General features: G+C 70.5%; 21 protein-coding genes and 3 tRNA genes. 19 read left to right on the forward strand and 5 right to left on the reverse strand.

From position 1 onward, the window contains the following. Positions 1 to 82: 82 nt before the first annotated feature. The 3 genes from MB1_RS14695 (at position 83) to MB1_RS14705 (ending at position 405) form a co-directional block, all read left to right on the forward strand. Positions 83 to 155: transfer RNA gene (locus MB1_RS14695), tRNA-Glu, on the forward strand. A 50-nt stretch (positions 156 to 205) separates the two neighbouring features. Continuing rightward, positions 206 to 279, forward strand: a tRNA-Asp gene (locus tag MB1_RS14700). Between the two features lie 49 nt (positions 280 to 328). Further along, positions 329 to 405: transfer RNA gene (locus MB1_RS14705), tRNA-Phe, on the forward strand. 27 nt (positions 406 to 432) lie between these two features. Here the strand turns inward: MB1_RS14705 and MB1_RS14710 are convergent. Further along, positions 433 to 1,320 carry a LysR family transcriptional regulator gene (locus tag MB1_RS14710; protein ID WP_066908661.1) on the reverse strand — a complete coding sequence of 296 codons (888 nt, stop codon included), beginning with the start codon at positions 1,318 to 1,320 and terminating at the stop codon, positions 433 to 435. A gap of 163 nt (positions 1,321 to 1,483) precedes the next feature. Here MB1_RS14710 and MB1_RS14715 point away from each other — a divergent pair, with 163 nt between their 5' ends. The 5 genes from MB1_RS14715 to MB1_RS14735 all read left to right on the forward strand — a co-directional run bounded on the left by MB1_RS14715 (position 1,484) and on the right by MB1_RS14735 (position 6,841). Further along, on the forward strand, positions 1,484 to 2,797 hold the full coding sequence (locus MB1_RS14715; RefSeq protein WP_066909115.1) for a M20 family metallo-hydrolase: 1,314 nt from the start codon (positions 1,484 to 1,486) through the stop codon (positions 2,795 to 2,797). Next, on the forward strand, positions 2,794 to 3,900 hold the full coding sequence (locus tag MB1_RS14720; RefSeq protein WP_066908664.1) for a pyridoxal-phosphate dependent enzyme: 1,107 nt from the start codon (positions 2,794 to 2,796) through the stop codon (positions 3,898 to 3,900). Before MB1_RS14715 ends, MB1_RS14720 begins: the two co-directional genes overlap by 4 nt. Next, a complete protein-coding gene (locus tag MB1_RS14725) occupies positions 3,897 to 5,078 on the forward strand; it encodes an amidohydrolase (RefSeq protein ID WP_066908667.1) in 1,182 nt (393 codons plus the stop codon). The genes MB1_RS14720 and MB1_RS14725 overlap by 4 nt, the downstream gene beginning before the upstream one ends. Before the next feature lie 39 nt (positions 5,079 to 5,117). Beyond that, positions 5,118 to 5,936 carry an alpha/beta fold hydrolase gene (locus tag MB1_RS14730; RefSeq protein ID WP_066908670.1) on the forward strand — a complete coding sequence of 273 codons (819 nt, stop codon included), beginning with the start codon at positions 5,118 to 5,120 and terminating at the stop codon, positions 5,934 to 5,936. Positions 5,937 to 6,025: 89 nt separating this feature from the next. After that, on the forward strand, positions 6,026 to 6,841 hold the full coding sequence (locus MB1_RS14735) for an exodeoxyribonuclease III (RefSeq protein ID WP_066909118.1): 816 nt from the start codon (positions 6,026 to 6,028) through the stop codon (positions 6,839 to 6,841). A 24-nt stretch (positions 6,842 to 6,865) separates the two neighbouring features. Here the strand turns inward: MB1_RS14735 and MB1_RS14740 are convergent, their stop codons facing one another. After that, the gene (locus tag MB1_RS14740; protein WP_066908673.1) at positions 6,866 to 8,008 is read right to left on the reverse strand and encodes an acyl-CoA dehydrogenase family protein; all 1,143 of its coding nucleotides are present in this window, start codon (positions 8,006 to 8,008) and stop codon (positions 6,866 to 6,868) included. 179 nt (positions 8,009 to 8,187) lie between these two features. Between MB1_RS14740 and MB1_RS14745 the strand changes: the two genes are divergently transcribed. Then, the gene (locus tag MB1_RS14745; RefSeq protein WP_066908676.1) at positions 8,188 to 9,696 is read left to right on the forward strand and encodes an aminobutyraldehyde dehydrogenase; all 1,509 of its coding nucleotides are present in this window, start codon (positions 8,188 to 8,190) and stop codon (positions 9,694 to 9,696) included. An 88-nt stretch (positions 9,697 to 9,784) separates the two neighbouring features. On the opposite strand, the gene MB1_RS14750 is transcribed toward MB1_RS14745, so the two are convergent. Then, complete coding sequence (locus MB1_RS14750) at positions 9,785 to 11,356, reverse strand: PucR family transcriptional regulator (protein WP_066908679.1); 1,572 nt, start codon at positions 11,354 to 11,356, stop codon at positions 9,785 to 9,787. A 126-nt stretch (positions 11,357 to 11,482) separates the two neighbouring features. Here MB1_RS14750 and MB1_RS14755 point away from each other — a divergent pair, with 126 nt between their 5' ends. From MB1_RS14755 to MB1_RS14790, 8 genes are all read left to right on the forward strand, one after another. Then, a complete protein-coding gene (locus MB1_RS14755; RefSeq protein ID WP_066908682.1) occupies positions 11,483 to 12,976 on the forward strand; it encodes a CoA-acylating methylmalonate-semialdehyde dehydrogenase in 1,494 nt (497 codons plus the stop codon). Positions 12,977 to 13,034: 58 nt separating this feature from the next. Beyond that, positions 13,035 to 14,417: an aspartate aminotransferase family protein gene (locus MB1_RS14760; RefSeq protein ID WP_066908685.1), complete on the forward strand. Its 1,383-nt coding sequence runs from the start codon at positions 13,035 to 13,037 to the stop codon at positions 14,415 to 14,417. 150 nt (positions 14,418 to 14,567) lie between these two features. After that, positions 14,568 to 15,197 (forward strand): TetR/AcrR family transcriptional regulator, encoded by a 630-nt coding sequence (locus MB1_RS14765; RefSeq protein WP_066908688.1) that lies wholly within the window; start codon positions 14,568 to 14,570, stop codon positions 15,195 to 15,197. Between the two features lie 5 nt (positions 15,198 to 15,202). Next, the gene (locus MB1_RS14770; protein ID WP_066909121.1) at positions 15,203 to 16,837 is read left to right on the forward strand and encodes an acyl-CoA dehydrogenase family protein; all 1,635 of its coding nucleotides are present in this window, start codon (positions 15,203 to 15,205) and stop codon (positions 16,835 to 16,837) included. A gap of 134 nt (positions 16,838 to 16,971) precedes the next feature. After that, entirely contained in the window at positions 16,972 to 18,615 is a 1,644-nt protein-coding gene (locus MB1_RS14775; RefSeq protein WP_084351829.1) for an acyl-CoA synthetase, read from the forward strand. 49 nt (positions 18,616 to 18,664) lie between these two features. After that, positions 18,665 to 19,579, forward strand: a complete 915-nt coding sequence (locus MB1_RS14780; RefSeq protein WP_245650203.1) for an MBL fold metallo-hydrolase — start codon at positions 18,665 to 18,667, stop codon at positions 19,577 to 19,579. 181 nt (positions 19,580 to 19,760) lie between these two features. Continuing rightward, entirely contained in the window at positions 19,761 to 20,168 is a 408-nt protein-coding gene (locus tag MB1_RS14785; RefSeq protein ID WP_066908690.1) for a hypothetical protein, read from the forward strand. 65 nt (positions 20,169 to 20,233) lie between these two features. Next, the gene (locus MB1_RS14790) at positions 20,234 to 21,397 is read left to right on the forward strand and encodes a diflavin oxidoreductase (RefSeq protein ID WP_245650204.1); all 1,164 of its coding nucleotides are present in this window, start codon (positions 20,234 to 20,236) and stop codon (positions 21,395 to 21,397) included. 41 nt (positions 21,398 to 21,438) lie between these two features. Here MB1_RS14790 and MB1_RS14795 read toward each other — a convergent pair whose 3' ends face one another. After that, complete coding sequence (locus MB1_RS14795; protein ID WP_245650205.1) at positions 21,439 to 21,765, reverse strand: DoxX family protein; 327 nt, start codon at positions 21,763 to 21,765, stop codon at positions 21,439 to 21,441. A gap of 75 nt (positions 21,766 to 21,840) precedes the next feature. Further along, on the reverse strand, positions 21,841 to 22,791 hold the full coding sequence (locus MB1_RS14800; protein WP_066908699.1) for a pseudouridine synthase: 951 nt from the start codon (positions 22,789 to 22,791) through the stop codon (positions 21,841 to 21,843). A gap of 141 nt (positions 22,792 to 22,932) precedes the next feature. Between MB1_RS14800 and MB1_RS14805 the strand changes: the two genes are divergently transcribed. Continuing rightward, positions 22,933 to 23,817 carry an oxidoreductase gene (locus MB1_RS14805; protein ID WP_066909130.1) on the forward strand — a complete coding sequence of 295 codons (885 nt, stop codon included), beginning with the start codon at positions 22,933 to 22,935 and terminating at the stop codon, positions 23,815 to 23,817. 198 nt (positions 23,818 to 24,015) lie between these two features. Further along, entirely contained in the window at positions 24,016 to 25,089 is a 1,074-nt protein-coding gene (locus MB1_RS14810; protein ID WP_066908702.1) for a 3-deoxy-7-phosphoheptulonate synthase, read from the forward strand. The last annotated feature ends 32 nt before the right edge of the window (positions 25,090 to 25,121 follow it).

The raw sequence follows: 25,121 nt of genomic DNA on the forward strand, positions 1-25,121 counted from the left end.
TGGGAATCTGAGGGGCTGTGTCATAAGCTAGCGGAGCTCCCAACGGAACGCCGTTGGAGGTACCGGCTGGTTTGCACAGCGGGCCCCCTTCGTCTAGCGGCCTAGGACGCCGCCCTTTCAAGGCGGTAGCGCGGGTTCGAATCCCGTAGGGGGTACGATTGTCCGGCAACGGATGATCGGCAAGATGGTAAAGAGGTAGTAGCAAGGCCCTGTGGCGCAGTTGGTTAGCGCGCCGCCCTGTCACGGCGGAGGTCGCGGGTTCGAGTCCCGTCAGGGTCGCTGGATGCGATTGGTAGCAATCGCACCGGGCACGTTCGAGAGTGCCTGCGGCCAGGTAGCTCAGTTGGTACGAGCGTCCGCCTGAAAAGCGGAAGGTCGCCGGTTCGATCCCGGCCCTGGCCACCACGCTTTCAGGTCACAGCCCCAGCCGGTTCATTCGGTTGGGGCTTTTCCATTGTCACCACCGGTGAACGCGTCGATCACGGCGCGCACCGCGGGGTGGTCATCGCTTCCCGTCCGCGTGGACACCTCGATGATCCGTGCCCGATCGATCGCGATCACGCGAATGCTCGCCGAGGGCTCCAAGGCCAGCCGGGGAACGAACGCCGCCGTGCGCCCGCGGGACACGATCGCCGCGTGCAGCTTCAGATCCGCCGTCTCGTACCGGACCAGCGGGTCGAATCCTGCGCTGCGGCAGGTCGCGTCGGCCCAGGCGCGGGCCATCGTGCCGGGCGGTTCCAGCACCCAGGGTGCCTCGGCCAGATCGGTCAGCCGCCGGGCGGACCAGTCGACCGGGATCGCGAGCACCAGCGGATCGCTCATGATCGGCTGCGTGACCACGCCCGGATGCGGCACCGGGGGATGGCCGGGGTACTGCTCGCCGAGCACCAGGTCGAAGTCGCGGGCGAGCAGCGCCGGGATCGCGGATTCGGCACTGATGTGGGCGAAGGTGACGATCAACCGAGGATGCCGAGTCGCCAGCCGGTCGATCGCGTCCAGAACCACCGTATGCGCGGCCGTTTGAAAGGTCGCGACGCGCACGACGCCGATGATGTCGGCCCGGCTCGCGGCGATATCCGCCTCCGCCCGTTCGAGTTCGCGCATGATCACCTCGGTATGCGCCACCAGGCGGACCGCCGCCGCCGTCAGCCGCACCCCGCGCCCGGCCGGTTCCAGCAGCGGGACCCTCACCTCCCGCTCGAGCAGCGCCAACTGATGGGAGATCGCCGACGGGCTGTACCCCAGGGCCTCGGCGACGGCGGCCAGCGTGCCGCGATGCGACAGCTCGCGCAGCAGGCGCAAGCGGTGCAGGTCGTACATCCCGCCCCCTCCTCGCCGAAGCCGGTGCCGCTCGCGGGAATCGAATCATCGAAAGAATTCACCGGTACCGATCGCAATCATGCTATCGATCGGCCGGTTGCCCGTCCCTAGCGTGGAACGGGAGAAGACATCCTTCGGATACCGAGACCGCCGGGAGGCCGTCATGACCACTTCGCCCGCCGCTGCCGCGTCGATACCGCCGACGGATACGCCGCGGCTGACCATCGACGGTGACCGCCTCTGGGCGTCGCTGATGGAGCTGGCGACGATCGGCGCCTACCGGGACGCCGAAACCGGGTTGATCGGCGTCGACCGCCAGTCGCTGACCGACGCCGACGCCGCGGGCCGCCGGCTGCTGGTCCGGTGGATGCGCGAAGCCGGACTCGAGGTCACCGTCGACGAGATGGGCACGATCTTCGGGCGCCGCGAAGGTAGCGACCCGACGCTCGCCCCCGTGCTGGCGGGTTCCCATATCGACTCGGTGGGCACCGCCGGCGCCTTCGACGGCTGCCTCGGGGTGCTCGGCGCGCTCGAGGTCGTCCGCTCGCTCGACGACCGCGGCATCACCACCCGCCGGCCGTTGGTGATCGTCGCGTGGACCGAGGAGGAGGGCGTGCGTTTCGGTACCGACATGCTCGGCTCCGCGGTGGCCGCCGGCCGCATCGCGCTCGCGGACGCCCTCGACCTCACCGACGTCGAAGGCCACCGCTTCGGCGACGAATTGGCGCGCATCGGGTTCGACGGATCGCGGCCGGTCCGCCTGACCCCGCCGCACGCCTATCTGGAATGCCATATCGAGCAGGGGCCGGTCCTGCTGCGCGGCGGCCACGCGGTCGGCATCGTCACCGGGGTGCAGGCGATCTCCTGGCAGAAGGTCACCCTGCACGGTCGCGCCGCGCACGCCGGCACCACCCCGACCGAATTGCGCATCGACGCCGGCCTCGCCGCCGCGCAGATCGTCGTCAAGGTGCGGGAGATGGTCGACTCCGGCCGCTACGGGAGGCTGCGCGCCACCGTCGGACGGATAAACACCTTCCCCGGGCTGCCGAGCGTGGTGCCCGACCGTGCGGAGCTCACCGTGGACCTGCGCAACCCCGATGGCGACCGGATGGCCGCTGCCGAAAAGGATCTGGCCGAATTCCTGGAGACCCTCCCGCAATGGCAGCCGGGCCTGCGGGTGGTGACCGAACGGATGGCGAAGACCCACCCGGTGCCCTTCGACCCGCGCATCCGCGACCTCGTCGCCGACGTCGCGACCGACCTCGGCCACGAACCGCTCGCGCTGATGTCCGGCGCCGGACACGACGCCCAGGAGATGGCCCCGATCACCCCGACCGGAATGGTGTTCGTCCGTGGGCAATACGACGGCATCAGCCACAACCCCCGCGAATACTCGACCCCCGAGGATTGCGCGGCCGGGATCACCGTCCTGGCGAACGCCCTGCTCCGACTGACCGAGGAGCCGAGCGGCGCATGACCACCTCGTACTACGTCAATCCGGCGGCCCGCACCCGGCGCACCGAGCCGCTGCGCGATACCCCGGCGAACTTCCACCGGTCGTTGCCCGGCTACGCGCCGACCCCGCTGACCGAACTGCCGACCCTGGCCGACGAACTCGGCGTGGGATCGGTTCTGGTCAAGGACGAATCGGCGCGCCTGGGGTTGCCGGCGTTCAAGATCCTCGGCGCCTCCTATGCGATCTCCCGCACCCTGTCCGCCCGTCTCGGCGAGCACACCGCGCTGCCGCTCGACGTCCTGCGCGGCCGGATCGACCCGGCCGAGGGGCTCCGGCTGGTCGCGGCGACCGACGGCAACCACGGCCGGGCCGTCGCGCATATCGCACGCCTGCTGGGCATTCCGGCGACCATCCACGTCCCGACGGTCATCTCGGCGGCCGCGAAGGCCGCGATCCGGGCCGAGGGAGCGGACCTGATCGAACTGGACCTGCCCTACGACGACGTGGTCACCCGGGCCGAGCACTTCTCGGGCGGCACGAACCTGTTGATCCAGGACACCTCCCGCGACCCGGTCGCTCCCGTCCCGCAGTGGATCGTCGACGGATACTCCACCCTCGTCGCCGAAGTGGACGACCAGCTCGCCGCGCGGGGGATCGACCGCCTGGATCTGGTGGTCGTCCCCACCGGTGTCGGGTCCTTGGCGCAGGCGGTGGTGCACCACTACCGCTCCACCGAGCGGGCCCCGGCGATCCTGCTGGTGGAACCCGACGTCGCCGCGTCGGTGACAACGGCGCTGGCCGCGGGCAGGATTGTGCCGGTGACCACCGGCGAGACCGTGATGAACGGCCTGAACTGCGGGACCGTCTCCGCGACCGCCTGGCCGGTCCTGCGCGACGGGGCGGACGCGTCGATCGCGGTCACCGACGCGCAGGCCCTCGCCGCGGTCGCCGACCTCGCGGACCTCGGCGTCGACTCCGGGCCCTGCGGCGCCGCCACCCTCGCCGCGCTGCGCGTGATCGCCGGCAGCGCGTATCAGCTTCCACCGCCGGGCTTGACCGCCCAGTCCGTGGTCGTGCTGCTGAGCACCGAGAGCCGAGCGGCAAACCCGGCGGGGCAGCAGTGACCACCTCATCCGATACCGACCCCACCGGCCAAGTGGTGCCCTGGCGACATCTGTTGCACGAGATCGCCGAAACCGCCTTCGACGAACACCGCACGGCGGCCGCGGTCGCCGAGATCCTGCGCTCCCTCGGGCTCGACGTCGCCACCGGCATCGGCGGTACCGGTGTGGTCGGCACCCTCGACCGCGGCCGGTCCGGCCGAACGATCGCCCTGCGCGCCGACCTGGACGGACTGCCGATCCACGAACGTACCGGGCTGCCGTACGCGTCCCGCCACGACGGCAGCATGCACGCCTGCGGACACGACGGGCATATGGCGATGGTGTTGGGCGCCGCGGCGGCCCTGGCCGCGGACGCAGCCGCCGACTCCGGCGCCGACGGGATCGTGCGGTTCGTCTTCCAGCCCGCGGAGGAACCGGGCCGGGGCGCCGAGGCGATGATCGCCGACGGCCTGCTCGACCGCTTCCCGATCGACGCGATCTTCGGTCTGCACAACATCCCCGGCCTGCCCGCCGGACGGCTGCACACCCGCAGCGGCGCGATCATGGCCGGCGAGGACAACTTCACCATCACCGTCACCGGCCGCGGCGGGCACGCCTCGACGCCGCATCTGGTGGTCGACCCGTTGGTGATCGGCGCGCAGATCGTGCTCGCCCTGCAGACCGTGGTGGCCCGCAGCGTCGACCCGATCGCATCCGCGGTGCTCTCGTGCACCAACCTGACCACCGACGGTGCGCGCAACGCCATTCCGACCACCGTGCGGATCACCGGCGATACCCGCAACTTCGACCCGGCCGTCAGCGACCTGCTCGAAGGGCGCATCCGCGAGATCGCCCGGCACACCGCGTTGGCGCACGGCGGCTCCGCCGAGGTCACCTATACCCGCGAATTCGGCACCACGGTCAACGATCCGGAGATGACCGCCGTGGCCGCGCACGCCGCGCACCGGACCGTCGGCGACCGGCGCTGCGAGGCGGACACCCCGCCGATCATGGGCAGTGAGGACTTCGGGCGGTACGCCGACCGCGTCCCCGCGAACTTCACCCTGATCGGGAACGGCGCCGGCGGCGAGGTCGGCGGGGTCCCCCTGCACAGCCACGACTACACCTTCAACGACGCGATCCTGCCGATCGGGGTGGCCTACTACCGCAATGTCGTTCACCGGATGCTCGCCGAATGACGGCCGCCCGATGACCATTCGTGACCACGCGGAGGCGGCATGGTCGACATCGACACCCTGACCTACGCCGGGTTTCGCACCCGGGTGGTGACGCAAGCCGGCGACGGGCCGCCGGTGATATTGCTGCACGGCATGTTCGACACCGCCGAGACCTGGCGGGCACTGGTGCGCGAGCTGGCCGCCCGGGGGCGCCGGGCGGTCGCGGTGGACCTACCCGGGTACGGCTGGACCGATCGCCGCGAGCCCGGAGCGGTGCTCCCGCAATTGGACGCGTTCGTCGACGATCTGGTGCGCGCCAACGGGCCCGGCGCGGTGGTCGTCGGCAACTCGCTCGGCGCGACGCTGGCCGTGCGCGCCGCCGCCCGGGCGGATCTCGGCATCGCCCGGGCCGTGGCGATAGCGGTGCCGGGCTACGGCTTTCGTCCCGGTATCGGCTGGGGCGTGTCGCGCCGGTCCCCGCTCCCGACGATCGTGCGGCGCGCGCCGCTGCCGAAGCGGGTGCTGACCGGCCCGGCGTCCCGTACGGCGCTCGCCCGAGTCCTGCGCACCCCACAGGACTCGGAGGACTTCCGGATCGCCGTGCGGATGGGGCGGATGCTCGCCGATCGTCCCCTGTTGCTGAGACTGGTGGAGGAGGCGCAGAGCGTGCTCGGCGAGATCGACGGTCCCGCCGGCCCCACCCCCATCGCACCCGTGCTGTTCGTGCACGGCAGCAGGGACCCACTGATCCCGGTATCGGCCGCCCGCCGCGCCCACCGGCTGACCCCCGGCAGCGCCCTGCACGTCATCCCCGGCGGCGGTCACCTCCCGCAGCGCGAACACCCCGGTCTGATCGCCGATCTGATCGGCGACCGCTGAGGCGCGTCCCGGGCCCACAGCGACCGGATCTACCTCGCTCCATGCACCTCACCGGTGTCGGCCGCCGGGCCATCTGGAAACCTGACCGGGTGCGCATCGCCACCTGGAACGTCAACTCGCTGTCCGCCCGCCTGCCTCGGCTGCTCGAATGGCTCGCGCAGGTGCAGCCGGATGTCCTGTGCCTGCAGGAGATCAAGATGGACAGCGTCGACGTGCCGCGCGAGGAGCTGGCCGCGCTCGGCTACGAGATCGAGGCCTACGGCATCGGACGCTGGAACGGGGTGGCGATTTGCTCGCGGGTCGGCATCACCGATGTGCGGCGCGGGCTGTTCGACGAACCGGAGTACCAGTCCGAGGTCGCGCGGGTCCCCGAGGTCGAACCGCGCGCGATCGCCGCCACCTGCGGCGGTCTGCGGCTGCTGACCGTCTACGTCCCCAACGGGCGGGGGATCGACGACCCGCACTACCAGTACAAGCTGCAGTGGTTCGCCGCGCTGCGGGATACCGCCGCGCGGGAGCTGGTCGATCACCCGGATCTGGTGGTCCTCGGCGACTTCAACGTCGTACCCACCGATGCCGACGTCTGGGACGTCACCCAATTACACGGTGGCACCCACGCGACCGAACCCGAACGCGCCGGTCTGCGCGCGATTCTCGACGTCGGGTTGATCGACGTCCGCCCGCGCGCCCTCAAGTACGACATTCCGTATACCTACTGGGATTACCGTGCCGGAATGTTCCACAAGAACTTGGGAATTCGCATCGACCTGGTGCTCGCGACCCCGAGGATCGCCGACAGCGTCACCGACGCCTATGTCGACCGCGAAGCCCGCAAGGGCACGGCGAAGTCGGGTAAGGGCCCGTCCGACCATGCCCCGATCGTCGTCGATCTCGATCGGGGATAGCGTCGGCGGTCCGAGCGGGTCGGCTCAGCTCGCGGCGAGCGAGCGGGCGATCACCAATCGCTGAATCTGGTTGGTGCCCTCGAAGATCTGGGTGATCTTCGCCTCGCGCATCAGCCGCTCCACCCGGAACTCACGGGTATAGCCGTACCCGCCGAAGACCTGCACCGCGTCGGTGGTCACCTTCATCGCCGCATCGGTGGCGACCAGCTTGGCCACCGACGCGTTGCGGGAGTACGGCAGTCCGGCGTCGCGGCGTCGGGCGGCGTCGAGGTAGCTCGCCCGCGCCGCATCGACCGCCGCGGCCATATCGGCCAGCAGGAATCCCAAACCCTGGTGGTCGATGATCCGCTTGCCGAACGCGGCGCGCTCCTTGGCGTAGGCGACCGCCTCGTCCAGCGCCGCCTGCGCGATGCCGACCGCGACCGCCGCGATGCCCAGGCGTCCGGAATCCAGTGCGCTGAAAGCGATCTGCAGACCCTGGCCCTCCGCGCCGATCCGGTGCTCGGCGTCGAGGACGGTCCCGTCGTAGTACGCCGATGCGGTGGGCACGCCGTTGAGGCCCATCTTGTCCTCCGGCTTGCCGAAGCTCTGCCCGGGGGTGCCGGCCGGGATGTGGAAGCAACTGACCCCGCCCGAACCCTCGCCGGTGCGCAGGAATGTCGTATAGAAGTCGGCGACCCCGCCGTGGGTGATCCACGCCTTGGTGCCGGTCACCCGGTAGCCGGCCGCGGTCGGTTCCGCCTTGCAGACCAGGGCCGCGGCGTCGGAACCGGCCTGCGGCTCCGAGAGGCTGTACGCGCCGATCGTCGAGCCACCCAACATGTCGGGCAGCCACCGCTCCTGCTGCTCCGGTGTGCCGAACGCCGACAGCGGATAGCAGGACAGACTGTGCACGCTGACCGCCACGGCCACCGCCGCCCAGCGCGCCCCCAGTTCCTCGAGGACCTGCAGGTACACCTCGTACGGCTGGTCTCCGCCGCCCCACTGCTCCGGGTACGGCAGGCTGAGCAACCCCGCCTCGCCCAGGGTGGCGAACAGGCCCTCCGGGTAGGTGTGGTCGCGCTCGTGCTGATCGGCGATCGGGGCCATCGCCTTGTCAGCGATGTCCGCGGTCAGCTCGATGAGGGCGCGGGCCTCCTCGGTGGGCAGCAGACGATCTACCGGCACGCGGTCCTCCTGGTGGTTCGGGCCTGGCTTCGGGCGTTTCGGTCAACCCGTTGCACGCCATCGTAGGCAGGCCGCGATGGACGGGTGGGCGGATCGGTCGGTCGGGCAGTACGTTTTCGGTGGGCACGATGAGCATCCGCTCCCGATTCGGGAGCCGTCGCGAGGCTGGAGATACCGAAATGACAGACGCACCCACCGGCGTCCCCCTGCAGTACATCGCGGGCGAGCGGCGGCACGGCACCTCCGACGATGTGCTCGACGTGATCGAACCGGCCACCGGCAAGACGATCGTCACCGGCCTCGCCGCCGGACCCGAGGACGTCGACGCTGCGGTCGCCGCGGCGAAGGAGGCGTTCGCCACCTGGTCGAAGACCACCCCCGCCGAGCGCTCCGACCTCTTCGCCGCCTGGGTGCGCGAGCTCAATGCCCGCGCCGACGAGATCGCCGAGATCGAAAGCCGCAACGGCGGCAAGGCGATCCGCCTGACCACCGGCTTCGACGTGCCCGGCTCGATCGACAACGTCGCCTACTTCGGCACCGCCGCCCGCCATCTCGAGGGTCAGGCGTCCGCGGAGTACTCCGCCGACCACACCTCGGCGATCCGCCGCGAACCGATCGGCGTGATCGGCTCGATCGCCCCGTGGAACTACCCGCTGCAGATGGCGGCCTGGAAGATCCTGCCCGCCGTCGCCGCCGGCAACACCATCGTGCTCAAGCCCGCCGAGATCACCCCGCTGACCTCGCTGATCTTCGCCGAGACCGCCGTGGCCGCCGGGATCCCCGCCGGGGTGATCAACATCGTCACCGGTCGCGGCCCGGTCGCCGGCACCGCGCTGATCTCGCACCCCGACGTCGCGATGGTCTCGTTCACCGGGTCGACCGCCGTCGGCAAGCAGATCGGTGCCACCGCCGCCGGGCTGGTCAAGCGGGTGCACCTCGAACTGGGTGGCAAGGCGCCGTTTGTGGTCTTCGACGACGCCGACCCCGAGGCTGCCGCCCGCGGCGCGGTCGCCGGCGCGCTGATCAACGTCGGGCAGGACTGCACCGCCGCCACCCGCGCCTACGTGCAGCGTCCGCTCTACGACGCGTTTGTCGAGCGGGTCGCGGAGTTGATGTCCGGGGTGCGCGTCGGCGCGGTCGACGACCCGGCCACCGATATGGGTTCGCTGGTCTCGCGGGCGCACCGCGACAAGGTCGCCGGCATGGTCGACCGGGCGCGCGAGGCGGGCGCCCGGGTGGTGATCGGCGGCTCGATCCCGGAAGCCACCCCCGCCGACGGCGCCTACTACCTGCCGACGCTGATCGTCGACGCCGCGCAGGACTCGGAGATCGTGCAGAACGAGGTCTTCGGCCCGGTCCTGGTCGTGCTGCCCTTCGACACCGACGACGAGGCGATCGCCCTGGCCAACGACACCCCCTTCGGCCTCGCCGCCTCCGCGTGGACCACCAACGTCTACCGCGCCGGCCGCGCGACCCGCGAGATCCAGGCCGGCTGCGTCTGGGTCAACGACCACATCCCGATCATCAGCGAGATGCCGCACGGCGGGTACAAGGCCTCCGGCTTCGGCAAGGACATGTCGGCCTACTCCTTCGAGGAGTACACCAACATCAAGCACGTGATGACCGAGATCACCGGCGCCGCCCACAAGGAGTGGCACGACACGATTTTCGCCGACCCGGCCGAGTAGGGCTGTGCAAACCTGCACGTTTTCGGGCCGCCGAAGCAATAGTTGTCGTGGCGGCCGAAAATCGTGCAGGTTTGCACGCGCCCTGTCGTCAGCGCGCCTCGAGCAGGAGCAGCGCGACATGCAGGGACGTGCGCGACAGTCCGTCGTCGAGCGGCACGCCCAGGATCTGCTGGAGGCGGCTCAGTTTGGCGTACAGGGACGGGCGGCTCATGTGCAGCGCCGCGGCGACCGCGGACTTGTTGCCGCCGAGCTCGAGGTAGCTGCGCAGGACGGGTAGCAGGGTGTCGCCGGAGAGGTCGTGCAGCAGGAGAGTGCGCAACTCCGACTCGGCGAAACGTTGCGCGCGGGGGTCGTTGCGCAGCAGGGCGATCAGGCCGCGCAGCCGCACATCGCCGATCGCCACGTAGCTGCGCCCATCGGACATCGACAGCGCCGCGTCGGCGACCTGCGCGGCCTCGGGGATGCGGCGGATCGCCTCGATCAGCTGCCCGGCCGGTTCCGCCACCCCGAGGACCGGGCGGCCCGGTTCGCCGCGCCGCACGTCGCGGCTGATCTTGTCGCCCAGCGACCGCATTGCCGCGGGCTCGCCGACGGGGGAGAGCACCATGCCCACCTCGCCCGGCCCGCGCAGGGAGAACAGCCCGGTCAGCCCGGAGGCGCGCACCGCCCGCGCCACGGTGTCGAGCAGCCGGCCGCCGCGCCGCTGGGTGTCGACCGGGTCGATGTCGGCCGGCCAGTCGCCCACCCGCACGGTGGCCGGGAGGTACTGCGGGGACGCGGCCAGGCCGAGGGCGAAGGCGCGCGCGCCGGCCTCGTCCTCGTCGCGCACCCGGGCGGTGAGCACATCGTCGAGCAGCCCGGCCCGGGCCTGGTGTTCGATGTCGTCCCGGCCGCGTTCGGCCATCCGGTAGAGCACCAATGCCTGGGCGGCGCGCTCGAGGACCATGGTGGTGCGCTCGTCGGGGTGCGCTCGGGTCGCGATCAGCCGCCCCCACCGGTCGCCGCCCCGGCCGACCGCGGCGACAACCCAATCCTCGGCGCCGACCGGCCCGATGCCCGCGGCCTGCAGACGTGAGCGCCGCTCCCAGTCGCGCAGCACGGTGACCGTCGCCGCGCCGCCGGTCGCGACGGCCACCGCCTGGTGGGTGAGGTCCTCGAGCACGATGGGGGAGTCGAGCAGCCGGGCGGTCGCCTCGACGATGTCGGTCACCGATCCGCGCCGCATGCTCAGCTCGGTGAACACCTCGTGGGTGCTGCGCGCGAAGGCGACCTGCTCGTATTGCTCCGCGACGATCGAGCGGTGAACCCGTTCTGTGACGTCGACGAAGCGGATCACCCGGTGCAGGGTCACCAGGCTCAGCCCGAGGCCGTCGGCGATCGCGCCGGCGCCGGCCGGCAGCGCGGGGCCGTCGCCGATCTCGACGACCACTCCGACCGCGCCGGCCCGGGCGAGCGAGCCGAGGTAGGCGGCGGGGTCGTCGCGCAGCGCCGAACCGGTGGTCAGGACCAATTCGCCGCCCTGCAACAGTTCGGTCAGGTCGGCGACATCGCTGACGTGCACCCACCGCACCGGCCGGTCGAGGCCAACCGTTCCGACGACCTCCGGTTCACCGGCCTGGATCTCCGGTAGGGCGATGATGTCGGCCACCGTCGGAGTCATTGGCAGAGTGTAAAGCCAACGACGTGATGTGTTGACAGTCTGATCGGACCCGGGGCGTCGGGGCGGCAGCAGACTCGAAGCAACGGGGGCGAATCCCGCACCACCTTCCTCGAGGAAAGGCTCGCGATGACCGAGACGATTCTGCATTGGTCCGACGGCAAGATCTTCGCCGGCAACTCCGACGCCACCGCGCCGGTGACCAACCCGGCCACCGGTGAGGTCACCGGACGGGTCGCCCTCGCGGACGTCACCGACGCGCAGCACGTGATCGACGCGGCCGCCGCCGCCTTCCCGGCCTGGCGCGATACCTCGCTGGCCAAGCGCACCCAGACCCTTTTCGCCTTCCGTGAACTGCTCAACGCCCGCAAGGGTGAGCTGGCCGAGATCATCACCAGCGAGCACGGCAAGGTCGTCTCCGACGCCCTCGGCGAGGTCGCCCGCGGCCTCGAGGTCGTCGAATTCGCCTGCGGTATCCCGCATCTGCTCAAGGGTGGCTACAGCGAATCCGCTTCGACCAAGGTCGATGTGTATTCGATCCGCCAGCCGCTCGGCCCGGTCGCGATCATCAGCCCGTTCAACTTCCCCGCGATGGTCCCCATGTGGTTCTTCCCGGTCGCGATCGCCGCGGGCAATACCGTCGTGATCAAGCCCAGCGAGAAGGACCCGTCCGCCGCGCTGTGGATGGCGAAGCTGTGGGAGGAGGCCGGGCTGCCCGCCGGCGTATTCAACGTGCTGCAGGGTGACAAGGTCGCCGTCGACGAGCTGCTGACCAACCCGAAGATCAAGGCCGTGAGCTTCGTCGGCTCCACCCCGATCGCCCAGTACGTCTACGGCACCGGAACCGCCGCCGGCAAGCGCGTCCAGGCCCTCGGCGGTGCGAAGAACCACGCGGTCGTGCTGCCCGACGCCGACCTCGACCTGGCCGCCGACGCGATGGTCAACGCCGGATTCGGCTCGGCCGGCGAGCGCTGCATGGCGATCTCCGCCTGCGTCGCGGTCGGCTCGGTCGCCGACGAACTGGTCGCCAAGATCGCCGAGCGCACCCGCCCGCTGGTCACCGGCGACGGCACCCGCGAGGTCGACATGGGCCCGCTGGTCACCCGCGCGCACCGCGATCGCGTCGCCTCCTACGTCGACGCCGGCGAGGCGGACGGCGCCACGATCGTCGTCGACGGCCGCACCGTGGAGCCGCAGGGCGGTGCCGACGGCTTCTGGCTCGGCCCCACCCTCATCGACAACGTCACGCCCGAGATGTCCGTCTACACCGACGAGATCTTCGGCCCGGTGCTGTCGGTGGTCCGTGTGGAGACCTACGATGAGGCGTTGGCCCTGATCAACGCCAATCCGTATGGCAACGGCACCGCGATCTTCACCAACGATGGAGGCGCGGCCCGCCGCTTCCAGAACGAAGTGGAGGTTGGCATGGTCGGCATCAACGTGCCGATCCCGGTTCCGATGGCCTACTACAGCTTCGGTGGGTGGAAGGCGTCGCTGTTCGGCGACTCGCATGCGCACGGGACCGAGGGTGTGCACTTCTTCACCCGCGGCAAGGTCGTCACCAGCCGGTGGCTCGACCCCAGCCACGGTGGCATCGAGTTGGGTTTTCCCCAGAACGCCTGAGCAGCCAACGCCTGATCGCGGCCGAAACCGCCCCGCCAGAGAAAGGGAAGTCTCCGATATGACCGCCATTACCGATCGCCCCGTGCCGGGCACCAGAAGCCTCGACGAGGTCCGCGAGGCCGCGGCCCGCACCTACGAGTTGGATCGGGCTCACGTCTTCCACTCGTGGTCGGCGCAGGCGAAGATCAAGCCGATGGTGATCAGCGCCGCCGAGGGCAGCTACGTCTGGGACGGCGACGGCAATCGGCTGCTCGACTTCTCCTCGCAGCTGGTCAACACCAATATCGGCCACCAGCACCCCAAGGTGGTCGCCGCGATCCAGGAGCAGGCGGCGAAGCTGTGCACCGTCGCCCCGCAGCACGCCAACGAGGCGCGCTCCGAGGCGGCCCGGCTGATCGCCGAGCGCACCCCCGGTGAACTGAACAAGGTCTTCTTCACCAACGGCGGCGCCGACGCGATCGAGCACGCGATCCGCATGGCCCGGCTCTACACCGGCAAGTACAAGGTGCTCTCGCGCTACCGGTCGTACCACGGTGGCACCGAGACGGCGATCAACGTGACCGGCGACCCGCGGCGCTGGGCCAACGATCACGGCAACGCCGGCACCGTGCACTTCTTCGGGCCGTTCCTGTACCGCACGCACTTCCACGCGACCACCGAGCAGGAGGAGACCGAGCGGGCCCTGGCCCACCTCGACGAGGTGATCCGCCTCGAGGGCGCCTCGACGATCGCGGCGATCGTGCTCGAGTCGATCCCCGGCACCGCGGGCATCATGGTGCCGCCGCCCGGCTATATGGCCGGCGTGCGCGAGCTGTGCGACAAGTACGGCATCGTGTTCATCGCCGACGAGGTGATGGCGGGCTTCGGCCGCTCCGGCAAGTGGTTCACCATCGACCACTTCGACGTGATCCCGGACCTGCTGACCTTCGCCAAGGGCGTCAACTCCGGCTACGTGCCGCTCGGTGGTGTGGCGATCTCCCCGGCGATCGCGCAGACCTTCGACGAGCGCCCCTACCCGGGAGGCCTGACCTACTCGGGTCACCCGTTGGCGACGGCGGCGGCGGTCGCGACGATCAACGCGATGGCCGAGGAGGGCATCGTCGAGAACGCCGCGCGCGTCGGCGAAGAGGTGATCGGACCCGGTCTGGCGGAGCTGGCGGCCAAGCATCCGAGCATCGGCGAGTACCGCGGCCTGGGCGTCTTCTGGGCACTGGACCTGGTGTCGAACCCGGAGACCCGCGAGCCGTTGGCGCCCTACGGTGCGTCGAGCCCGGCGATGGATGCCGTCGTCGCCGCCTGTAAGTCGAACGGGCTGTTGCCGTTCGCGAACTTCAACCGTATCCACGTGGTCCCGGCCTGCACGGTGACCGACGACGAGGTCCGCGAGGGTCTCGCGATCCTCGACAGTGCCCTCGACGAGGCCGACAACCACGTCGGCTGAGGCCCTCGACGAGGCCGACAAGCACGTCGGCTGAGGCTCTGGACGAAGCCGACACGCACGTCGGCTGATCGTCGGCGGCCGAGCCCGCCATGAAATGAACCCCGGTTCCGCCCTTGACGGCAAGGGTGGAACCGGGGTTCACTTCTTGGCATGGCGTACCGCCGCACCCCCGCCGTGCTCGACCGCCTCGCCGGCACCCGTGAGTCGATCCTGCGCGGCGCCACCGAGGTGCTCAGCGAATCGGGCTACGCGGGGTGCACCATGTCGGCGGTCGGAGCCCGGGCCGGGGTGGGCACCGGCACGATCTACCGCTTCTTCGCCGGCAAGGGCGAACTGTTCGCCGAGGTCTTCGCCTACGTCAGCAGCCGCGAACTCGACCGGGCCCGCGAGGCGGCGCTGGCCGTCTTCGACGGGCCGGGGGAGCGGCGCACGGCGGCCGCGATCGTCGCGGCCGTCGACACCTTCTGCCGCCGCGCCTTCGCATCCCCGCGATTGGCTTATGCGCTGATCGCCGAACCGGTCGACCCGCTGGTCGAGGCGCAGCGCCTGGAGTTCTACGCCGGCCACGCCGACGTCTACGCCGCGATGATCGCCGACGGGATCACCGCCGGCGAACTGGTACAGCAGGATCCACGCACCACCGGCGCCGCGATCGTCGGCGCCGTCTCCGGGGCGCTGATCGCCCCACTCGCCCGCGGCGAGGTCGACCACACGGTGATCGACGCGCTGCCGGCCTTTGTCGAACGGGCGCTGGGCGAGATCCCGGCCACGGGAAGGTGACGGATATGGCCACGCATACTGTGACGAATCAGGTTCCGCCGCTGGTGGATTACGACGTCTCCGATGATCCGGCGGTCCTGGAGGCGCTCGCGCGCTCCGATGCGCAGCACGCCCTGGACGAGGTGCACGCCCTCGGCCGGCTGGCCGGCAGCGCCGAGGCGATCGCACACGGCGAACGGGCCGAGCAGAATCCGCCGATCCTCGACACCCACGACCGGTACGGCAACCGCGTCGACGAGGTGCGCTACGACCCCTCGTACCACTGGCTGATGAACACCGCCGTCACCCACGGGCTGCACGGATATCCCTGGGCCGCAGCCGATCCGCACGCCCATCTGGTGCGCGCGGCGAAGTTCGGCATCTGGTCGCAGGTCGACGCCGGCCACGGCTGTCCGATCTCGATGACCTACGCGGTCGTCCCGGCGCTGCGCGCGAACGCGGAGCTGTCCGTGCGCTACGAGCCGCTGCTGACCGCCCGCGTCTACGACTACGGCCTGCGCGCCCCGGCGACCAAGCGCGGGCTGATCGCCGGCATGTCGATGACCGAGAAGCAGGGCGGCTCGGACGTGCGGGCCAATACGACCACCGCGGTGCCCGCCGCCGACGGCAGCTACCGGATCACCGGACACAAGTGGTTCACCTCCGCGCCGATGAGCGATATGTTCCTGACGCTCGCGCAGGCTCCCGGCGGTCTGTCCTGCTTCCTGGTGCCGCGCGTCCTCGACGACGGCGGCCGCAATGTCTTTGCCCTGCAACGCCTCAAGAACAAGCTGGGCAACAAGTCGAATGCGAGCAGCGAGGTCGAGTACGACAACACCGTCGCCTGGTTGGTCGGCGACGAGGGCCGCGGCGTGCGCACGATCATCGAGATGGTCAACATGACCCGTCTCGACTGTGTACTCGGCACCGCGGCGGGCATGCGCAAGGGCATCGCGCACGCCGCCCACCACGCGGCGCACCGCAGCGCCTTCGGCCGCACCCTGGCCGATCAGCCGCTGATGCGCAATGTGCTCGCCGACCTCGCCGTCGAGTCCGAGGCGGCCACCACGGTGGGCCTGTGGCTCGCTGACCTGACCGACCGGGCGATGGCCGGGGACGACGCCGCGACCGCGCTGCGCCGGATCGCGTTGGCCGTCACCAAGTATCACGTCTGCAAGCGCGGCTCGATCCACGCGGCCGAGACGCTGGAATGCCTGGGCGGCAACGGCTACGTCGAGGAATCCGGGATGCCGCGGATCTACCGGGAGGCACCGCTGCTGTCGATCTGGGAGGGTTCCGGCAATGTCGCGGCCCTCGACGTGCTGCGCGCGATGGCGAAGAGCCCGGCGGTGGTCGGTGCCTTCTTCGACGAGATCGGCCTCGCGACCGGGGCCGATACCCGATTCGACGCCGCGCTGAGCCGATTGCAGGCGCAGCTGGGCGACCTCGACGCGATCGAGTTCCGGGCCCGGCGGATCGTCGGGGATATGGCGATGCTGCTGCAGGGATCGCTGCTGCTGCGGCACGGTCATCCGGCGGTCGCGGACGCTTTCGTCGCCAGCCGACTCGACGGCGATCGCGGCGATGTCTTCGGCACCCTGCCGCGCTCGGTGGATACCGCGGCCATCATCGAACGGGTCACGCCCAAGGTCGCAGTCTGACCTCCGGCCGCCTGTCGGGGGCCCGGCTCGCAGGACTACATTCCTTCGCTGTGACCTGTCCGACGCTTGCTACTGTCGAGTAGGTTGAGATCGGGCGGGCGACGTCGCTCGCGTCGGAATCGCGAAGGGGCCCCATGAACCTTGTGCACCAGATCGTCCAGCCGGTTCGTTCGGCCGTGGAGGCGGTACATGCCCTGGAGCGCATGCAGTCCCGCGGCATCGTCGATGTCCGTCGCCCCGATCGCGCCGTCCTGTTGGCGGTCCGCAACCGCAAGTACGGTCCGCAGGCCGGGCCGATCATGCAGTCGGCCGCCAAGTATCCGGACCGGATCGCCGTCATCGACGATCTCGGGACCCTGACCTACCGCGAGCTCGACGAGCGGTCGAATGCGCTGGCCCGGGCGCTGCGGGCGACCGGCCTGCCCGAGGGCGCGGTGATCGGCTGCCTCGCCCGTGATCACCGCGGCCTGCTGCTGGCGATCAGCGCGTCCGCTCGCGGCGGCTTCCGGCTGGCGCTGATGAACACCGGCTTCGCCAAGCCGCAGTTCGCCGAGGTCGCCGAGCGGGAGAAGATCCGGGCGGTCCTGTTCGACAGCGAATTCGACGAATTGCTTTCCGGCCTGCCCGAATCGGTGGAGCGGTACCACACCTACGTCGAGGAGGGCGCCGACCCGAAGGTGCCGAGCATCGACGATCTGATCGCCGGTCAGGACACCACGGCGCCGACCCCGCCGACCAAGCCGGGCGGGTTCATCATCCTGACCAGCGGTACCACCGGGCTGCCGAAGGGTGCACCGCGCAGCGCGGTTTCGCCGCTGACCCCGGCGATGTTGGTCGACCGGATCCCGTTCCCCCGGCAGGGCACGATGCTCGTCGCCTCCCCGATCTTCCACTCCACCGGCTTCGCGATGTGGAGCATCGGTGCGGTCCTGGCCGATACCGCCGTGCTGATGCGCCGCTTCAATCCCGAGCGGGCGCTGGAGCTGATCCAGCGCGAGCGTGTCGAGATGCTCGTCGCCGTTCCGACGATGCTGCACCGCATCCTGCAACTCGGCCCCGAGGTGATCGGCCGATACGACACCTCGAGTCTGAAGGTGGTGCTGGTCTCCGGGTCCGCGCTGTCGACCGACCTGGCGAAGCGCTGGCAGGACACCTTCGGCGACAACCTGCACAACCTCTACGGGTCGACCGAGGTCGCCGTCGCCAGCGTCGCGCAGCCGCAGGAGTTGCGCCTGGCCCCCGGCACGGTCGGGCGTGCGGTGGTCACCACCCGGATCGCCCTGTTCGACGCCGACGGCAAGCCCGTCACCGAGCCCGGCGTCAGCGGCCGCATCTTCGTCAAGGCGGTCACCCCGTTCGAGGGCTACACCGACGGGCGGCACAAGGACTTCATCGACGGCTACATGTCCAGCGGCGATATGGGGCATTTCGACGAGAACGGCCTGCTGTTCGTCGACGGCCGTGACGACGACATGATCGTCTCCGGCGGCGAGAACGTCTATCCGCAGGAGGTCGAGGATCTGCTGCTGCATCGCGAGGACGTCAGCGATGTCGCGATCATCGGGGTCGACGATCCCGAATTCGGTCGGCGGCTGCGGGCTTTCGTGGTGGCCGGCGAGTCGTCGAAGCGCGACCCGCAGGAGCTCAAGGACTACGTCAAGGCGAATCTGGCCCGCTACAAGGTGCCGCGCGACATCATCTTCATCGACGAACTGCCGCGCAATCCCACGGGCAAGATCCTGCGGCGAGTGTTGGCCGAGAAGGACACTCAGGGCTAGGTCGGGTGTTTCGACCCCGCCGATCATCGGGTGATGTGATGATGGCGGGGTGGCGGAACCCGATCGGCAGCACGGCGAGTTGGAGCATCGGCGCTACGGATCGGTGACCGTTCTGGTGCCGGCCGAGGGCGCCGCCTACCCCAACGGCGGCACGGTGGTGGTCGCCGGCGCCGATGCGACGCTGCTGATCGACCCGTCCCTGGCGGTGCGGGCCGATTCCGCCGACCCCGACGCGCTGATGATCAGCCACGCCCACGAGGATCACCTCTCGGGCGTGCGGCACTTCGACGTGCCGATCCACGGCCACCACCTCGACATCGCGGCGATCCGTTCGCCGGAGGTGCTGCTCGACGGCTTCGGCTATCCACCCGATCGGCGGGAGGAGTTCGCGCGCACCGTATTACCGCCCTTCGGTCTGATCGAACGGCCGGACGCGATCGCGGTCCCGACCGGTCATCGCTTCGACCTCGGCGGCGGCGTGAGCGCGACCGTCGTGCACCTGCCGGGCCACACCGCCGGCCACTGTGGGGTACTGGTGGAACCGGACGGCTTCTTCTTCATCGCCGACATCGACCTGACCGGCTTCGGCCCCTACTACGGCGACGTGGGCAGTTCCCTCGCCGGCTTCATCGCCTCGATCGAGGCGGTCGCCGACGTCGAGGCCCGCTGGTACGGGACCTTCCATCAGAAGGGGGTCGTCGAGGGCCACGGCGTGGTGCGCGAACGGTTGGCCGCCTACCGCGGGGTGATCGACACCCGGCGCCAACGGCTGCTCGACCTGCTCGCGGAACCGGCGACCCTCGCGCAGATCGCGGAACACCGCCTGGTGTTCCGACCGCACGTCGACGCCCCGCACGTCGAGACCGTCGAACGCCGCACCGCCCGGCTGCACCTGGACGCGCTGCTCGCCGATGGAGCGGTCGTCGAGGCGGAGCCGGGGCTCTTCCGTGCCGCTCCGGGGTGATCCCGGGGCCGGTGTCGGCGTGCGGACGGGGTCGTCATCGGACCGGCACCGGAGTGATACGCGTCCGTCGACCTGCTGAAACCTGCCAATTGGTATTTTCTAGGGGTGGGGTTGTCGACGGACACCCCGGACGCGTCGGCGACAGGTCACCGGGGCTCCACACGATCAAGGGCAGGGCGTCATGGCAGCAACCGAGGACTCGCGGGCGACGGCGGAGTTGGCCGACCGCGTCGCCGGGAGTGCCGACGCGCGCGCCTACGTCCAGCGGTACGCCCGGCTGATCGAACGCAACCCGTCCACCCCGCGCCCGGTCCGCGACCGCATCGCCGTGCTGATCCGGCGGATCGCCGACCCGGAGCCCCCATATCTGCGGGTACTGCCCGAGGCGCTCGCCGTGCTGGTCGCCCTGCTCGTCGCGGCCGGATTGGTGGTCGCGGGCTGGATCGACGCGGTACCGCTGCACCTGTTCGCGGCGGTCTGCGGCGGCCTGCTGATCGCTCACCCGATCCTCGTGCGGCAGTACCGCCGATGGACGGGGCGCCGTCGGGCACGGACCGTCGAGGAGCTCGACGTGCTGCTACCGTCGTGACCGCCGACCGATCGTCGCGGCAGGTCGCATACCCGCCGGCGGTTCCGGCGTCCCGAGGAGGCCCCGTGAGTCAACCCGCCGCCCGCACCCGTCGTCCGGCCTGGAATCGGAAGAATCCGTATGCCGCCGAGGTCCTCGAGAGCCGGCGGATGTCGGGGGAGGGCTCGGAGAAGGACGTCCGGCACTACCGCTTCGCGATCGGCGACAGCGGACTCGAGTACCAGGTGGGCGACGGTCTCGGCGTTCGGCCGATCAACGATCCGGCCCTGGTGGACGCGATCATCGAGGCGCTCGGGGCGAGCGGGGATGTCGAGATCGCCGGCAAGGACGCCGATCTGCGGACCGTGCTGTCCACGCAGGTCGAGATCTCGGTGCCGTCGACCGATCTGCTCGAGGCGATGGACGGGCGCACCCACGACGGGGAGTTGGAACACGTCCTGGCCACCCGCGACAAGCAGGCCCTCGAGGCGTGGCTGTGGGGGCGCGACGTGCTCGACGTGCTGCGGATGGCGCCGCTGGGCTGCCTGAGCCCCGACGAATTCGTGGGCCTGCTGGGGCGGTTGCAGCATCGGACCTACTCGATCTCGTCGAGCCCGCTGTCGCATCCCGGCGAGATCCACACGATCGTCTCGACGGTGCGCTACCGGTCGGCCGAGCGCGACCGCGGCGGGGTTTGCTCCACCTATCTGGCGGACCGCATCGAGACCGGCGACCGGGTCGGGGTGTTCATCCTGCCCAACCGCTCCTTCCGGCTGCCCGCCGACGACGCCACCCCGGTGATCATGGTGGGCCCCGGCACCGGTGTCGCACCGTTCCGGGCGTTCCTGCACGACCGGCGCGGGCGCGGTGCGAGCGGCCGCAACTGGCTCTTCTTCGGGGAGCAGCATCGGGCGAGCGACTACCACTACCACGAGGAATTCGAGGAATTTCTCGCCGACGGCACCCTCGACCGACTCGACCTGGCCTTCTCGCGCGACCAGCCGCCCGCCGAGGGTGTCGCCAAGGACTACGTGCAGAACCACATGCTGCGCCACGGCGCCGACCTCTACGCGTGGCTCGAGGAGGGCGCCCAGCTGTACGTCTGCGGGGACGCCACCCGGATGGCGAAGGACGTCGACACCGCGCTGCACCGGATCGTCGGCGAGCACGGCGGTCTGAGCGACGACGCCGCGGAGGACTACCTCAGCGCGCTGCGCAAGGACAAGCGCTACCTGCGGGACGTCTACTGAGCCCCGTGCGCCCCGGCCGTCGGCTCGGGTCGTGATCGGGTTCAGATGGTGATCAGCCGCAGGACCAGCACCGCGAGCGATACGACGAGGAAGCCCGCCGCCGGCAGGTAGTCGCGGTCGTTGATCCGCAGGTGCGCGGCGACCGCGGCGATGAAGTACGCGACCAGCCCGACCGCGGCGGCGACGCCGATCGGCCACCACACCAGGCCGACCAGCAGCCCCGCCGCGCCGGCGATCAGGGCGGCGGCGAGCAGCGGAATGTGCTCGTCGGGGAAGCCGACCGCGTAGATGCCGTCGACGAAGTTGCGGTTGCGCGTCAGCTTGCCGTAGGCGGAGAACCCGAGGACCGCCGCCAGAACCAACGACACGCATGCGGTGGTGATGAACACCCTGACCGACCCCCTCCTGCGCCCGGAGCGTTCCGGAACCGCGGCCCCGTCATGCTAGCGCCGGTGATCGATCGATTCCCTCGACCCGGCCGCACCGGGTCCGCGCGGGTCGAGCGCGAGGGTGCGGCGGCTGTCGAAGCGGATCGGTTCGCCGGTCACCGGATGGTCGAAGGCGATCGACGCCGCCAACAGTTGCAGGGGGACGCCTTCCTCGTCGGGGTCCTCGATGACGTTGGGGTAGAGCGGATCCGCCCGGATCGGCAGGCCCAGCGCGTTCATGTGCACCCGCAGTTGGTGGGTGCGGCCGGTGGTCGGGCGCAGCAGGTAGACCGCGTCGGGGCCGCGGTGCAGCAGCTCGATCTCGGTATGCGCGTTGACCGGTCCCGGCATCTCGACGCATCGAAGACCTTTGCGGGGTTTGATGATTCGTGATTCGCGGGCGAGATGGTCGACGTCCTCGGGCAGCGGGTCGGCGATCGCGAGGTATTCCTTGTGGACGCGGCGTTCCTGGAAGAGCAGGTGAAAGTCGCGTCGGGCCTGCTGGTGTCGGGTGAACAGTAGGATGCCGGCGGTCAGCCGATCGAGCCGATGGGCCGGCGCGAGCTCCTCCTCGCCGGTCAGCAGCCGCATCTGCACCAGGGCGCTGTGCCGCACGTGGCTGCCGCGCGGCGCCGTCGCGAGCCGGTGCGGCTTGTCGACGACGATGATGTCGTTGTCGCGGTAGAGGATTACCGGCTGCGGCGGGTCGCCCGGCTCGTCGGGCGGATCCCGGAAGACGTGCACAAAGGAGTTGGGGACGGCGATGGCGTCGGCGGGCAGCGGGCGGCCGTCGTCGTCGAAGATCTCGCCGGTGTCGGCCTTCTCGCGCAGCCGACGGGCATCGGTGGGGAAGCGGGCGGTCAACACCGCGAGCACGGTCGGCTCGGGGGAGCGGTCGAGCATCTCGCGGTCGAGACGGATTCGGCTCGCCCGCAGTCCCTCGCGCATCGGCGGGCCGGGTGTCATCCCCCCACCGTACGACCCGCAAGCCGCCCCCTCCCGCCATCGCCCGACCCGTGGCCGTCGCCGAGTCGGTGGTCGCGATCGGGCCGGTCGCGGGTGTCGCGCGGTGGTCGGCGGGGCGTGCGGGACCAGTACGGTGGCGGCATGCAGTGGTGGACCGAGTCCGATATCCCCGACCAGAGCGGCCGCACCGTGATCATCACCGGCGCGAACAGTGGGCTGGGGGAGCGGGCGGCGCATGTGCTGGCCGAAGCCGGGGCCGAGGTGATCCTGGCCTGCCGCTCGGTCGAGAAGGCCGCACCGGTCGCCGCGGCGATCGGACCGCGCGCGACCGTGCGCCGACTCGATCTGGCCGACCTGTCCTCGGTGCGCGCATTCGCCGACTCGGTCGAGTCGGTCGACGTGCTGATCAACAACGCCGGCGTGATGGCGATCCCCTTCGGCCGCACGGTCGACGGCTTCGAAATGCAGTTCGGCACCAACCATCTCGGCCACTTCGCGTTGACCGGGCTGCTGCTCGACCGGATCACCGATCGGGTGGTCACCCTGTCGAGCGTGCTGCACCGCCTGCCCGGCATGAACCTCGACGACCCGAACTTCACCGAACGCCGCTACGGGCGGTGGCGGGCCTACGGGCAGGCCAAGCGCGCCAATCTGATGTTCGGCTACGAACTCGCGCGCCGGTTGGAGGCTGCCGGGTCGCCGCTGCGGTCGATCGCCGCGCACCCCGGATATGCCCGCACCCATCTGGCGGTCAACACCCGACTGCCGCTGGCCGCCGTCGGCGCGGCGGTGATGAACGGCCTCTTCGCCCAGACCGCCCGGCTCGGAACGCTGCCGGAGCTGTACGCGGCGACGGTGCCGGACGCCCCGAACGGCGCCTACTACGGCCCGAACGTCCCCGGCGAGCTGTGGGGATTCCCGCACCGCTGCGGCTCGAACCGGGCCTCGCGCAATCTCGACACCGCGCGCCGGCTCTGGGAGGAGTCCGAGAAGCTCACCGGGGTGGTGTACCCACTTCCGACATAACGCGCTATGGTGGGCGACATGCACAACGCGTATTTCTGGTTTGCCAGGCCGGCCCGGGTGGGCACGGTCGGCGGCTGGATGCGCTGACCACAACAACCCCGGAGCCGGCAACGGCGACGGGGTTTTTTCATGCCTCGCGCCGGAACGCGGTCCTCGCACCACCACCCGACAGTTCCGAAGTACGCAGAGAGGCACATCGTGACCACAGTCGTAACTCCCGCGATCACCGCGCCGGCGGCAGCCGTCGAACCCCTGTCGCCCGCCGCGGTCATCGTCGGTGAGCTGCCGGCAAGCGACAGCGCACGATCGGTGGTCGATGCCGGACGAGCGGTGATCACCGACATCCTGGCCGGCCGCGACGACCGCATCCTGGCGATCGTCGGACCCTGCTCGGTCCACGACCCGGAGGCGGTCGTCGAATACGCCGGACGCCTGGCCGAATTGGGCGAGCGGATGTCCGACGCGGTCGTACCGGTGCTGCGGGCCTACTTCGAGAAGCCGCGCACCACCGTCGGCTGGAAGGGCCTGATCGACGACCCCGATCTGGACGGTTCGCACCACATGGAGCGCGGCCTGCGCACCGCCCGCCGGGTGCTGCTCGACGCCGCCGACCTCGGCCTGCCGAGCGCCACGGAATTTCTCGACCCGATGGTGTCGGGCTACCTCGCGGACCTGGTCGCCTACGGCGCGATCGGCGCGCGGACCGCCGCCAGCCAGACCCATCGCCAGCTCGCCAGCGGCCTGCCGATGCCGGTCGGCATCAAGAACGCGATGGACGGTGACGTGCAGATCGCCGTCGACGGGGTGGCCTCGGCCCGCACCGCGCACCGCTACCCGGGGGTGGACGCCGACGGGCGCGCCGCGATCATCTCGACCGTCGGCAACCCGATGGCGCACGTCATCCTGCGCGGCGGCGCCTCCGGGCCCAACTACGACGAGCGGTCCGTCCTCGACGCCGCGGCCCGGCTGGACACCGCCGGGCTCAACCCGCGCCTGGTGGTCGACGCGAGTCACGGCAACAGCGCCAAGCAGCACCGCCGCCAGTCTCTGGTGCTCGGCGACGTCGCCGGACGGGTCGCCGCGGGCGACCGGGTGATCGCCGGCGTCATGGTGGAGAGCTTCCTGGTGGAGGGGCGCCAGGACGTCGGCCCGGCCGGACGCGCGGGACTGGTGCGCGGACAGTCGATCACCGACGCCTGCCTCGGCTGGGAGGACACCGCCGCCGCCCTCGAAGTGCTCGCGGGCGCCGTGCGCACCCGCCGGCTCGACTGACCCGCTCCACCGCGAGGGAGGTCCCCCGACAG

The organism is Millisia brevis NBRC 105863, from assembly GCF_001552615.1.
Classification (GTDB): Bacteria; Actinomycetota; Actinomycetes; order Mycobacteriales; family Mycobacteriaceae; genus Millisia; species Millisia brevis.

What these genes read in the sequence shown, in the direction of transcription:
- MB1_RS14760 (WP_066908685.1), top strand. Translation starts at nt 13,035, where the DNA reads ATGACCGCCATTACCGATCGCCCCGTGCCGGGCACCAGAAGCCTCGAC.
- MB1_RS14800 (WP_066908699.1), bottom strand. Translation starts at nt 22,791, where the DNA reads ATGACACCCGGCCCGCCGATGCGCGAGGGACTGCGGGCGAGCCGAATC.
- MB1_RS14720 (WP_066908664.1), top strand. Translation starts at nt 2,794, where the DNA reads ATGACCACCTCGTACTACGTCAATCCGGCGGCCCGCACCCGGCGCACC.
- MB1_RS14715 (WP_066909115.1), top strand. Translation starts at nt 1,484, where the DNA reads ATGACCACTTCGCCCGCCGCTGCCGCGTCGATACCGCCGACGGATACG.
- MB1_RS14765 (WP_066908688.1), top strand. Translation starts at nt 14,568, where the DNA reads ATGGCGTACCGCCGCACCCCCGCCGTGCTCGACCGCCTCGCCGGCACC.
- MB1_RS14755 (WP_066908682.1), top strand. Translation starts at nt 11,483, where the DNA reads ATGACCGAGACGATTCTGCATTGGTCCGACGGCAAGATCTTCGCCGGC.
- MB1_RS14785 (WP_066908690.1), top strand. Translation starts at nt 19,761, where the DNA reads ATGGCAGCAACCGAGGACTCGCGGGCGACGGCGGAGTTGGCCGACCGC.
- MB1_RS14710 (WP_066908661.1), bottom strand. Translation starts at nt 1,320, where the DNA reads ATGTACGACCTGCACCGCTTGCGCCTGCTGCGCGAGCTGTCGCATCGC.
- MB1_RS14770 (WP_066909121.1), top strand. Translation starts at nt 15,203, where the DNA reads ATGGCCACGCATACTGTGACGAATCAGGTTCCGCCGCTGGTGGATTAC.
- MB1_RS14750 (WP_066908679.1), bottom strand. Translation starts at nt 11,356, where the DNA reads ATGACTCCGACGGTGGCCGACATCATCGCCCTACCGGAGATCCAGGCC.
- MB1_RS14775 (WP_084351829.1), top strand. Translation starts at nt 16,972, where the DNA reads ATGAACCTTGTGCACCAGATCGTCCAGCCGGTTCGTTCGGCCGTGGAG.
- MB1_RS14745 (WP_066908676.1), top strand. Translation starts at nt 8,188, where the DNA reads ATGACAGACGCACCCACCGGCGTCCCCCTGCAGTACATCGCGGGCGAG.
- MB1_RS14805 (WP_066909130.1), top strand. Translation starts at nt 22,933, where the DNA reads ATGCAGTGGTGGACCGAGTCCGATATCCCCGACCAGAGCGGCCGCACC.
- MB1_RS14730 (WP_066908670.1), top strand. Translation starts at nt 5,118, where the DNA reads ATGGTCGACATCGACACCCTGACCTACGCCGGGTTTCGCACCCGGGTG.